General features: G+C 52.1%; 9 protein-coding genes and 1 tRNA gene. 4 read left to right on the forward strand and 6 right to left on the reverse strand.

Features of this window, described 5'->3' with window-relative positions:
• Positions 1 to 107 precede the first annotated feature (107 nt).
• The 3 genes from QZ869_RS15185 (at position 108) to QZ869_RS15195 (ending at position 2324) form a co-directional block, all read left to right on the forward strand.
• On the forward strand, positions 108 to 515 hold the full coding sequence (locus tag QZ869_RS15185) for a hypothetical protein (RefSeq protein ID WP_296101460.1): 408 nt from the start codon (positions 108 to 110) through the stop codon (positions 513 to 515).
• Between the two features lie 234 nt (positions 516 to 749).
• Positions 750 to 825: transfer RNA gene (locus tag QZ869_RS15190), tRNA-Phe, on the forward strand.
• Positions 826 to 1187: 362 nt separating this feature from the next.
• Positions 1188 to 2324, forward strand: coding sequence for a tyrosine-type recombinase/integrase (locus QZ869_RS15195; RefSeq protein ID WP_296105709.1), 1137 nt, complete (start codon positions 1188 to 1190; stop codon positions 2322 to 2324).
• Between the two features lie 503 nt (positions 2325 to 2827).
• Here QZ869_RS15195 and QZ869_RS15200 read toward each other — a convergent pair.
• Complete coding sequence (locus tag QZ869_RS15200; protein WP_296105710.1) at positions 2828 to 3955, reverse strand: recombinase family protein; 1128 nt, start codon at positions 3953 to 3955, stop codon at positions 2828 to 2830.
• A 252-nt stretch (positions 3956 to 4207) separates the two neighbouring features.
• Here QZ869_RS15200 and QZ869_RS15205 point away from each other — a divergent pair, with 252 nt between their 5' ends.
• The gene (locus QZ869_RS15205; RefSeq protein WP_296105711.1) at positions 4208 to 5890 is read left to right on the forward strand and encodes a flagellin; all 1683 of its coding nucleotides are present in this window, start codon (positions 4208 to 4210) and stop codon (positions 5888 to 5890) included.
• A 275-nt stretch (positions 5891 to 6165) separates the two neighbouring features.
• On the opposite strand, the gene QZ869_RS15210 is transcribed toward QZ869_RS15205, so the two are convergent.
• The 5 genes from QZ869_RS15210 to QZ869_RS15230 form a co-directional block, all read right to left on the reverse strand.
• Positions 6166 to 6699 (reverse strand): hypothetical protein, encoded by a 534-nt coding sequence (locus QZ869_RS15210; RefSeq protein WP_296105713.1) that lies wholly within the window; start codon positions 6697 to 6699, stop codon positions 6166 to 6168.
• Between the two features lie 12 nt (positions 6700 to 6711).
• Positions 6712 to 7881: a hypothetical protein gene (locus tag QZ869_RS15215; RefSeq protein WP_296105715.1), complete on the reverse strand. Its 1170-nt coding sequence runs from the start codon at positions 7879 to 7881 to the stop codon at positions 6712 to 6714.
• A gap of 16 nt (positions 7882 to 7897) precedes the next feature.
• Positions 7898 to 8875, reverse strand: coding sequence for a DUF4123 domain-containing protein (locus QZ869_RS15220; protein WP_296105716.1), 978 nt, complete (start codon positions 8873 to 8875; stop codon positions 7898 to 7900).
• A complete protein-coding gene (gene tssI / locus QZ869_RS15225; protein ID WP_296105718.1) occupies positions 8868 to 11000 on the reverse strand; it encodes a type VI secretion system tip protein TssI/VgrG in 2133 nt (710 codons plus the stop codon). The genes QZ869_RS15220 and tssI overlap by 8 nt, the downstream gene beginning before the upstream one ends.
• Before the next feature lie 360 nt (positions 11001 to 11360).
• Positions 11361 to 11660: integrase core domain-containing protein (locus QZ869_RS15230; RefSeq protein WP_296105720.1), on the reverse strand; the 300-nt coding region annotated here is incomplete at its 5' end.

The raw sequence follows: 11660 nt of genomic DNA on the forward strand, positions 1-11660 counted from the left end.
GCGCTTCCTCAAGGCGCCACTGCATCCTTTTGACGCCTCCAGCGTTTGGAGAGGGAGTTCTCCCGAGCGTGATAGGGAGCAAAAGGATTTTCCAAAAGGAGATGTGAATGAAAGCGCCCGCACGATCCCATGGTTTTGACAAGCCGGCCGACCTGGAGGACGAACTGGCCCAGTTGGATGAAGAGCGGGCAGACGAAACGCTGCAAGCCGTCGAGCGACGCCCACCCCCGCCGAAACCTGGCAGGAAGCCTGCAGAAGAAGCGTCATTGCGCGCACAGATCTCCGAGCTGCGCCGCGATCTCGACGAGGTTCGCCGCGAGGTCGAAAAATTGAGCGCATCGAGACATTCACAGTCGCGCTCGAATTCGAGTGACACGCCAACCTGGCTGCCTGTCGTCCGCTCTGTCGCCATCACCTCGCTCGCGAGCCGGATTTTTGCCTCGTCGCCGATGATCGCGCTAATGGTAGCGGCGGTCCCCTTCGCCCTGGGACTGACCGCGGGATCGAAACAGTAAGCTTTGGAGGGCGCTAACGCGTTACTTCCCGGCATGAAGGCGAGGAGCGCCGCGTTCCTCCCCTTCTTCGTTTGAACGGTTTTCAAGACTTAAAAATGGGTCGAAGAAAAACTGTCAAAAAAGTTAGATTGAGCGCTTGCCATGGCCGAACAAGCTGCTATAACCCCGCTCACTTCCGGGGCGGAACACTCCCCGGCGCTTTCAAAAAGCGAAGGTTCTTCAAGAGCCTGTAGTGCCCGGATAGCTCAGTTGGTAGAGCAGCGGATTGAAAATCCGCGTGTCGGTGGTTCAAATCCGCCTCCGGGCACCATTAAGCCCTTAAAATCATTGGTGTTTTTAAAAGCTCTTTGAGCCTGCTCGTGCTGGAAATACGCTAGCGCATATCTAGCACACCCCACAAAATTGCTCTTTCGCTTCAAGGCTCGTCTTGCCCGGCACGGCCTGAACTAGCGCAGCTTTAACGCAGGCGTGCTAGCAACGTAACCGATTTCGGAGAGTTTCATGTTGCAGCGTACCAAGCAGCCATTTGCCCTGTTTCAACGCCCCGGTGGGACCATATGGTCAGTCCGCTTTTCAGCGGGCGGCAGACAGGTTCGAAAAAGTCTTGAGACCGAGAATTATGAAGAAGCTCATCACAAGGCCTATCAGATATAGAGCGAAGCCAACTATCGCGTGAAGAATGGCTTCACAGCGGTTGTCCGCCCCTTCTCCGAAGTCGCAGAGGAATTTATCAAGCTGGTGATCGCGAAAAGTGAACGAAAGGACCGGAGTGAGTATCACCCACGCGATTGGCCTCCCGTTATCCGGCGCTACCTTGTCGGCTTCTTCGGAAATAAGCCGATTGATACCATCCGTGAACCCGACATCGAACGTTATATGGAGTGGCGGCGCAATTACTGGGTGTCCGGTCCGGGTAAGGAAATCGAGTTCATCCGATATGAACGCAATGGTAAAATTCTGCGACGTTCGGCGCGTCATGAAGTTCCAACGATCAGCAGGCAGAGAGGTGAACTGACTATCGTTCGGGCCTTGTTTCAGCAGGCCGTAAAATGGGGTTATCGCGGTAAGCTCGATATTCCTGACATTAAAGTCCGCAAGCGAATTGATAATAGTCGCCCCAGCTTTACGCCGGAGGAGTTTGAAACGCTCATCGGCAGCAGCCTCCAGCGCATTTATCCAGACCACAGCGGGCAGGGGACATTGATCCGTGGACGAGATGGCCGAGTATGGCGGCAGTTTCGGCAGAGTATGCATGTGATTTCCGACAGGCTGAAACTACAGGCTCATATCGAAATCGCCTCTGGTACAGGCATGCGACCGACAGAACTCAAAAACCTCAACTGGGGTCATGTCGTCGGCTTCCGTTCGGTACGTCTAAGCAAGCTGGCAGATCAGGACGTGCGGTTTCAGGTGCAAGGAAAGGGTAAGCATGGGGCTGTCGTGCCTCAACTTTCCGTCATTCCATGGCTCCACACGCTTTGGGATGCTTTCGAGCGAGAGTTGGGTCGAGAGCCAGACGATAACGATCCCGTTTTTGCCGATCAGAATGGGCAACGCATTCAGAGTTTCAAAAAAGGCTTTTCCGAGCTTTTGAAGGTCTGCAATCTACAGACAGATTTTCGCGGCGTGGCGCGCACGACATATTCGCTACGGCACTATTATATCTCGGAGATGATAGCGCGGGGCGTTGATGTCTACGACATCGCTCGAAATACGAGAACTTCTATCGCCATGATCGACAAGCATTATGGGCAGGTCAGTACCGAACGCCGTAAAGATCAGCTGAGGCCGGATCATAAGGAATGGTAAGGGCTGTTACTCGGCGAAAGGCCTGAACATACCGCTGATAGTGCTGTCTTTGACCCTGTAGGCCGTTATGCCGTTTCCCACCACGACCACCGTCGACAGGTCATCGCTATCGAAACAAATATCCGAAATCAATTCGGTGACTGCGGCATGTGCCTCTGCACGCAAAGCGTATCGCGTGTCGGCATCAGGCGCTGTCTCCCACTCCCTTCGCAGTGCGGCCAGTTGATCACGACTGCCAGCAGCGTTGCGACTGCGTGTAGAGAGCCGCTGACGATCTTGCTGGCGATCCCGCAACTCAAGCTCAGCCGCGTGTCGCTCGCTTTGACGACGCCGCAGCAATGCGATTAGGCTTTCCAGTGATTGCCGATCATCTTCGATTGCTGCGGCAAGCCTCTGTTCTTTGCGCTGTAGCTCTTCGATGCTAATTGTGAGACCGGCAATGGCCTCGTCAATTTTTGTTACAGCGTCATCGGTGCTTTGCCTTTGCAGAACGGTGGCAAAATCTAGTTCCCTGACATGGTCAAGAATGGCAGCTTCGAGCGGCTCATAGCGGAAATGCCTATTGCCGTCTGTGCATCGATGTCCGCGGACATAATTGCTGCATACGAGATATCGACCGTTTTATTTCCTTTGACCCGACTGAACTTGATCGTCATCGGCCCGCCGCAATGGGCGCAGTGACATAGCCCGGTAAAGAGGTTTGCAAAACTCTCACCTTTACGGCCTGGTCTGCCGGGATTATCCCGCATGGCCTGTACCCGCAGGAACAAATCCTTGTCGATGGCGGCAGGGAAATAAGCCTCTATCGGATCGCCATCCGGCACACGTTTGCCATCCTGCATACGATGCGGCTGGAATGTGCCGATAACATCATGACGGCGAAGCAGCGCCTTGATGATACCGTGATACCATCCGTCCCTGCTCTTGAACGCCGGAACGCCATCCGCATTAAGCCTGCGCGCAATCGCCGTAGCACCCATTCCTCTTGCTGCCATCTCGTAAATCGCTTTCACCGCCGCTGCATGCTCGTTCAGAGTGAAACTGTAAGAGTTTGACCCGGTTCGCGCCGCGTCGATCCATGCCGGGGTGACACTGGTGATATGGCCTCTTCCCTCTCTGGCCCGTTCGCGCTTTCGTTTGTTCGCCGCCCGCACCCGCTCGCTCTTGGTCTGGCTTTCCTCATGCCCACGCGACATCACCGCAAGGCCGATGATAAGCTTGGTCCAATCGCCATTGAGTGTATCGCGGCTGTAAACCTGCCGATCTTCACCGAGCGTGGCGATGGTGATCCCGGCGTTGATGATCGCCATGAACAGTGTCAACGCGTCCGGTACGGCTTCGCGTGACAGCCGGTCGAGGCTTTCGATCAGTAAATAGCTTCCTCTCGGCACTTCTCCGCTTTCGACCATAGCCAGAAATCGGCCAAGCGCACCGTGTTTGAAGTTTCTGCCTTTCCACGCGCTGACACCCAGATCCTGCAAGCTGTCGTCCAGAAGCAAAGAGTGTTCGTCCGCGAAGGCGCGCGACCGCTCAAGCTGCCTGCGCAAGCTGTCACCGCGAAGCTGCTTGGTGGTGCTCATACGGACGTAGGAATAAGCGCGGACCGGAAGCGCACTGTTATCGCTGCTCATGTCAGCCTCCTGATGTTGCGTGTCGCTAACATGGCGGTGCTGGAGGGGCGAGCGAGGGCGTAAGCGCAATCGGCTAAAACAGCGTGCGCGTCTGGCTTGCAGGATGAGATTGCAGGAGCGCGGCGCAAATCACCGCAGGTTTCATAGCGATTAGTGTATCCGGCATAGTTAACGGACGGTTAATTCCGGGGGAGCGCAAACGTATATGCAAGGACGATGGTGTGGCTGGCGGGCATAGGGTCCGAGGCGATAATGACCAGCATCCTAACGAACCATTCCGCCATGGCAGCACTGCAAACGCTTCGAGCCATCGGCTCCAGTCTAACCGATACACAGCAGCAAGTCAGCACCGGCCTGCGGGTCGGCCAAGCATCGGATAACGTCGCCTACTGGTCGATTTCCACTACGATGCGTTCGGATAACAAGGCATTGTCGGCGGTGAGTGATGCTCTCGGCCTTGGTGCAGCCAATGTCGATGTCGCCTATGCAGGAATAGAAAACACCATCGATCTTCTCGGAGAGTTTCGGGCAAAGCTTGTCTCGGCACAGGAAACGAGCATCGATAAGAGCAAAATTCAAAACGAACTCGACCAGCTCAAAAAGCAGTTCACCTCTATCGCGACATCGGCAAGCTTCAACGGCGTCAATTGGCTCGACACCAGCTCTCCCGATGACCTGATGACACTCTCATCTTACCCGACCAGTCTTGTTTCGTTCTTCATACGCTTTTCCGACGGCACAGTGCGGGTCGGCACGACCGAGGTCGATCTTGCCGATATCAGCCTGTTCAATGTCGGTGGCGGCGGCGCGCTGCAAAAAGATATCCGCTCGCTGGGCGATATTGGCGGCTTTAGGTCCGCAAATTTAAACGCGAACTCTTTCACCGGAGGTCAATTCTTTGAGATGACGGGTCCGGTTACGCTCGGCTCCTCTGACAGTATCAGCTTCAATTTGATGATTGACGGAAGCTCATCGCAAACCGTTAAAATCACAAAAGCGACGATTGGCACTGCACTCGGCGGTACGAACGGGCTTATCAGCAACATCGATGATTACACACGCGTCCTAAATCAGTCATTTGTTGAGGCGGGAATTTCCTCTCTTGTCGGCTCAAGCAAAACAATCCTGACCGGCCCGCCTAATCAGGCGGCAATTGGCATAATCAGCCGGGAAAACACAGGCGCGAGTGCCTCAACGATCTCGGTAAATGGCGTGAATGACACCACGGGTGGCAACGCAGGCGGCCTTCGGGAAACGCCGTTCGCAAGCTCTGCCGGTGGCTATGCAAGTGATCAATTTGCTTTTACGACCCCGTTTGAAATCTACCGTGACATCACCTTTTCGTTCAATGTAAGCGTCAATAATGCGCCCTACACGACCGTAACAGTAGACCGCCAAATTGTTGACAATACGCTTGGTACAGTAGACGGCAAAATCAGCTCACCAGCTGATCTCGTAGACATTTTAAACGCTGCGATGTTGGGTGTAGGGCTGACGGCAACGGAAAGCAGTGGCCGTATCGTCATTGATGTAGACCCGGCAGTTCACCCGGAAATGGGAGCCAGATCCAGGCTCAACATCAGCAACGTCGCGGACAACCTTGGACCTGCGGCGGATTTCGATATCCTCGATGTTGATATCACAAATCCGGCCAATAGCCTCGACAACTATCTGTCAGGCGTCGATTCCATGCTTAAACGGGTCATCACCGGCGGTGCCACGCTTGGTGCGCTCAAGACCCGTATCGACATGCAGCAGGATTTTGCCGGGAAGCTCATGGACGCCATCGATCAAGGCGTCAGCCGTCTTGTCGATACCGACATGGAGGAAGCTTCGGCAAGGCTATCTGCTCAGCAGACGCAGCAGCAATTGGCCGTGCAAAGTCTTCAGATTGCGAACGGCAATTCGGATAACCTGCTGAGATTGTTCAGATGATCCTTTGGAGCAATATTTAGATGTAATGTCATTTGCAGGCATTAGAAAACCTGTCAATCGGTGATAAATCAAGAATATTTTAAGTGTTAAATTTCAGATCGGTGATTTTCTCAAATAAAATTCTGAAGAATTATACGACAGATAATGTTTATGCACTCAGAAATTCATTGAATAACACAAGTATTGATGGATAATTATCTCATATCGCAAATATTTAATACGAAGTCGGAGAGACAACGTAATTTTCTTAACCGGACAATTTGCAAAGCTAGCTCCTATTTTGCGCGAAACACATCGCATCGTCCATGGCCAGATGCGGTTGTAAAAAAGGAATCAAGGTCATCATTTAGGATTGTGCATACGAATATTCCGCGCTGACCTGTAGGTACGTACTTTGCAGTATATGTGTAGATATATTTAGGCGCTTGCTCGCCCGAAAAATGAATGTTGCTTTGATTGTTACTTTCAATTTCCTTCCAGTTTTTCACAGCATAAATAAAAGCTCCATCAGCGTTTTTATATACGGAGTTGTAACTTGGTGCCATTTTTGACAAATCAAATCGGCCAGCTGCATCAAGTGCGAACTTTCCTTTTACTGCCTTATAGGTCAATGAGTTTTTACTCAGGGTAATCTTCATGCCAACGGCCTTACCGTTGTCTGCATAAGGTATGGCATCTAATGCGCGGGAAGATTTGATAGTGCTGAGGTCAAATCCGTTTGCTGACGCTTGCGAACCTATAACGGAACAAGCCGTTGCCATTATTACATACAAAAAAATCGTAGCTGATTTATTAGGTTGATTAGCCACAGAGCGACCTCTTTATTTCTTTCGAGATGAATGGGTGGCTAGGAACTTGTAGCCATTTTCCTCATTGCCAAACATACGTGCACCCATATCTCTTCGATTTTGCACGCCAGCTGACCACTTTTTGTTGGATGTGTTGTAGTGGTTTTTCATGTAGTGAGGGACAAGCGAATACCGGCCCGCGTTCAATATCTTTGCAAGATTTTGAACGTCCGTTTTAGGTGGGTTTTTATTGCCATTTTCATCATATATTGATGACGCGTCGGACGTAAGGGCGCCTGGTCCACCATTGAATGATAGGTCTAAAATGGCGTCGACTTCGTAATAATGTAGCGGTACGAACACACGCTTTTCAATTTCATTTCCGCCGTTTTTAGCAATGTCTTCGTCGCGAAGTTGCTGCATTTTCTCGTTTGATAACGGTTGTTTCCACTCACCTTCGGTAAAACGTTTCGAAGCAATCTCCGCGTCAGTAATTTTGTGTCCTATGCCAATGGTATCGTTACCCCCTTCAGGAGACGGATATTGATTGGGATGCGGTGATTCGCTTTCATCTAGCACCTTCTTGTACTCTGCAGAAGCTTTCCACGGCTTCCATTGGCGTAGGGTCACAGCATCGATTATTTTTTTGTTTGCCATAGGCTCGACAGGTCCCTTGATGAGCGGGGCTTCATCAATTTCGTTCTCAGACGTATCTCTGCTGGTGGGGTATCCGTCATCAGAGTTTCGTTTCCCTAAATAGAGATAAATGACCTCTGACGCGCTTGATGTAGTTAACATCTGCGTCAGGCCATTTTCGTCCGTTTCACCTTCAAGAACCTCTCCTGTCTGCTCTTTCCTCATAGTGTAATATACGCCTGCACATGGCCCACCTGGGGCGCAGGTCGTTCCATCATCTTTCGTGTCAATAATTCTGAAGGCAAGGCCATATGCGTCGTTCGGATTGCATGACGCGCAAGGTTTGGCCTCAGCAGTCGAAGCAGTCTGCTGAGCAGCAGTATTAGCATTCAACGCGTCAACACCGGTTGGGGCGTCGTTTTCTCGCGCCCACTGAGTAAACCGATCCGTTGGATGATCGAGCGGTGTGTCCCGAGGCAGGAAACCTGCCTGGGGCGATGAGCCAAGCGGTTCATCGCGCATAAGTCTGCGAAAATCTATTTCCGGGCCCCAGAAATTTTGCGCCATTGCGAATAACCTTAGTTTATAGCTTGGTACTAGCTGGAAGCGCCGAAAGGCGTGTCATCAGCAAGTAAATTTTGTCATCGGGGGTTCCATCTTCAGGAAACGATTGAAGGTATCCACGTAGACCTGGGTCTCGCCCTATCTTGCCATCGCTATGCAGCTGGAGATAAACCCACAAAGTTAGAGACCTTTCAGATCGAAGACCGAGGCTCTCCCCATTAGAAACTTCAGTTGCCGAAAATCGGTAAAGCTCTGTATCGCTCATTAATCGTGTACGGTCTGGTTCGACCACGCGGAGATAGTTAACGCGCCGGGATTGTGCAGAAGCTTTTCGATTGAATTCTAATTCTTCGATTTGTTCATCCGTCAATCGAAGCGGCCCTCTAGGCACCACTACGTCATTCTCAGGTCTCAGAGCACGTCGACGAGCACCTTTCTCAAGGGAAAACCACATAATTTGATCGCAAGGCCCCATAAGGCGAACAAATTGCTCCGTAGTCAAAAGGGGAAGAGTAGCTTCGATTACATTAGGATCGTAGTGGCGAAACAGCACTGATTGGTCCCTAGGAACTAGCGGAGAAAGTTCTGTATCGTTTTCCTCATTTAAAATCGATTCGTCATCGGGAATCAGAATGACGTTTATGCCCCTAAGATGACGAAACAATTTGTCCTCACCAGCAGAGGAAGACCAAAAAACAACGGCATTTTCAGCCTTAGGAACAGAAAGCAGTTTAGTTAAAGTTGTTTCGTTTTCGATAGGTATAAACAAGGCAGCCGCACGCGCGATTTCAGCGTCCGGATGATCTAAAAATAGCGAACGGCTTGAAATCTTACGTTCTTCAAGTGACTTCGGAAGATCAGAAAATAATGCGCCATCCATGACAGCAAAGGTTGGTAGCGCTGTCTTTCTAAAGCCCTCAATAAGAGCGATGGACGCTTCGCTAGGCTGCCTTAATGGCCTACCTTCTTCATCGACTAAATCGAAATGATCAAACATTTTTTTTCTGCTTTATGAATGGCACATGCTGCGCTGCCATTTTTCGTAGGCACTGAGCGGGAGGGGTTGGTGTCTTTCCAGGCACCAGTTCGGGTGTATAAAGAATTGGTCCGGGACCTACCGTTACCTGCCCACCACCACCTTTAACGATAGTCGATTGCCCAGCCTCGATAACAACTATGCCAGTCTTATCCATTTCAAGACGGGTTTCGCCAACTGTTATACGAAATGCTTCTCCTGCCTTGATTTCGAAAACACGCCCTGCGTCAAAGCCAATGGTATCTCCAGCAGAGTAATTTAGCCCGCGACCAATATTCTCTTCTTTATTGGCGCCAACAACTACGAGTTGGTCACCTCCTACAATCGTTGACTTGAGAATTCCGACTTGTTCGGTTGATATTTTTCCCACTGTGCGAGTAAAGGCATTTCCCACGCTAAGGCTTTTATTGAGCCCGATGTCCTCGCGATGATTCTGGCCAACGGAGGTTTTCTTATCATTGCCCACCCGTTCATCTTGATCGTGCCCAACTGTTTTTGTTCGATTATGTAAGACATCGATATCCATGTCTCGTTGTGCGCGAGCGTATACCTGTTCTCTGCCAAGCTCATCTTCGAAGCTTAACTCATTGAACCCCTGACCTTTGTGAGTCTGCGTTCTGAACGTGCTCTTCGTTTTATTCGCAGGAAGCTCATAAGGTACAGTCTGTCGTGCATTCGGCACGACGCCCGTCACCAGAGGCCGATCTGGATCACCATCGACAAACGCGACCATCACCTCCATGCCGATGCGCGGGATGATCTGGCCGCCCCATGTAGAGCCTGCCCAGTTTTGGGCTACACGTACCCAGCATGTATCGGTCCCATCCTTCTTGGCCTTGCGGTCCCATGGGAACCACAGCTTGATGCGGCCATATTGGTCAGGATGGATTTCTTCTCCCTCCGGTCCTGCAACGATGGCAACCTGCGTGCCTTCGATCCTCGGGCGTTTCGTTTGTCGATGCGGTGTCAGCGGCACGCGTGAGGGGATGGCCTCGAATTGGTTGCGGTATTCCGGTTCGTTGCTGTTGGTCTCGTAGGAGCGATCCACAACGGTGTGGCTCGCCCGGATGATTACATGCTCTTCATACTCATGCTCAGGATGCGCCACTTCATAAGGTGTAAAGCGACGGCCAGCTTCGAGGATGCGGGAGGTGGAGGCGCCGAAGACGCGGTCATGGTCGGCTTCGGTCGCTTGGGTTCTGAGTTTCTGCGCACGTTCTGCTTCGGCCACGGTCTTGATGCGGGAGGGGTATTCGTAAAGCTCGCGTTTGGTCGCATCCGGCATCTGCACCAGAGACGGGGTCATCGTGCCCGGCACCATAGAGGGCGTCTCGAAATTCCAGTCGGCACCGGCGCGCTGGCCCGGCACATAGGAGAAACGACGTGCCCAGTCATTGATGTGGTTGCGATCCGATGAGCCCTGTGCCAGTCTCACCTTGCCTTCGCCTTGAGCGGATGGCGATGGCCCCAGCCAGCCATTCTCGGTATCGGCCATATGCAGCTTGTGAGAGCCGTCTTCATGGCTGAACCAGTAGAACAGGCCGTCTTCATCTAAGCGCCTGAGAAGATAGGATAAATCGTCTTCATTAAACTGCACACTGTATTCTTGTGCTGGCGGAGGTGTGATGATGCCCGACGTATCCGGGGCCGGAATGCCATGTTCGGAAAACAGCGTTTCAGCAATCTCGACCGTTGTCTTATCCATCCAGATGCGGCAGTCGGAGCGGCGGGAGAGTAGCCACATCTGCGGGCGGATGGTCATGGCGTAGGAACGCAGGCCGCGGGTGATTGGTGGGCCCTCATGCAGTTCCGTGACCAGACCGTTGAACGGGCGGCGGATGCCGCTGCCCTCGTCGCCATCACCTTGGCTCACCTCGACCGAGACATCGACCAGACGACCGATAAGCTCTTCCGGCTTGACCGCTTCCTTCTTGGCGCGAACGCTGAGCTGTATCTCGAACAGTTGCGACACGCCCTCACTGACGACCATGCGTTCCGGCAGAAGCTGATCTTCGCCCAGCGGCGACTTGACCTTGAGAACGCGGCTCGCCTGGATGAAATCGGACGATGAAGGCTGGTCGGTCATGGTGAACCTCGACGGCGGAGATGGAAAAAATCAAATAGCTGTGAAAATCTTGAAAGAATGCAATCAAGCATTGTGGCAAAAGCATGGAGCTGTGTTCGCTAGCAGAACTGCCTCAGAACAAATTCGTTCCACCGACCCAAACGCGCCGCGATCATGTCACTCTGTTTGCATCGGCGTTCAACTTAATGCTCGCCCTTTCGGCAGACGGCTGTATCCCGGAAACAGTTCAATGGTTTTGGGAAGGATCACAGCATGTCTCATCTGAAAGCACTCAAGCTCACCTCTGCCGTTCCGGTTCGAGAGCTGGCTCGGTTTGTCTGAACAGTTTTGTGCCGATTGTTAAGTGGTTTCCGGCGCTGTTTATGCCGCGAGGGGAATTGTCTGCGGCTGTTTGAAGTAGATCTGATCCGGAGTTTTCGGTTCAAGAGATGAATGTGGGCGTCGGCCATTATAGAAGGCCAGATATCGGCCGATCCCAAGGCGGGCGTCGGACACGGTTTTGTAGGCGTGAAGGTAAACCTCCTCGTATTTGATCGATCTCCATATCCTTTCCACGAAGACGTTGTCGCGCCAGGCTCCCTTGCCGTCCATCGAGATGCCGATTTCGGCATCCTTCAGGAGCTTGACGAAGTCGAGGGATGTGAACTGGCTGCCTTGGTC

The sequence above is a fragment of the uncultured Agrobacterium sp. genome (genome assembly GCF_913777885.1).
Lineage (GTDB): Bacteria > Pseudomonadota > Alphaproteobacteria > Rhizobiales > Rhizobiaceae > Agrobacterium.

What these genes read in the sequence shown, in the direction of transcription:
- QZ869_RS15185 (WP_296101460.1), top strand. Translation starts at nt 108, where the DNA reads ATGAAAGCGCCCGCACGATCCCATGGTTTTGACAAGCCGGCCGACCTG.
- QZ869_RS15200 (WP_296105710.1), bottom strand. Translation starts at nt 3,955, where the DNA reads ATGAGCAGCGATAACAGTGCGCTTCCGGTCCGCGCTTATTCCTACGTC.
- QZ869_RS15205 (WP_296105711.1), top strand. Translation starts at nt 4,208, where the DNA reads ATGACCAGCATCCTAACGAACCATTCCGCCATGGCAGCACTGCAAACG.
- QZ869_RS15215 (WP_296105715.1), bottom strand. Translation starts at nt 7,881, where the DNA reads ATGGCGCAAAATTTCTGGGGCCCGGAAATAGATTTTCGCAGACTTATG.
- QZ869_RS15220 (WP_296105716.1), bottom strand. Translation starts at nt 8,875, where the DNA reads ATGTTTGATCATTTCGATTTAGTCGATGAAGAAGGTAGGCCATTAAGG.
- tssI (WP_296105718.1), bottom strand. Translation starts at nt 11,000, where the DNA reads ATGACCGACCAGCCTTCATCGTCCGATTTCATCCAGGCGAGCCGCGTT.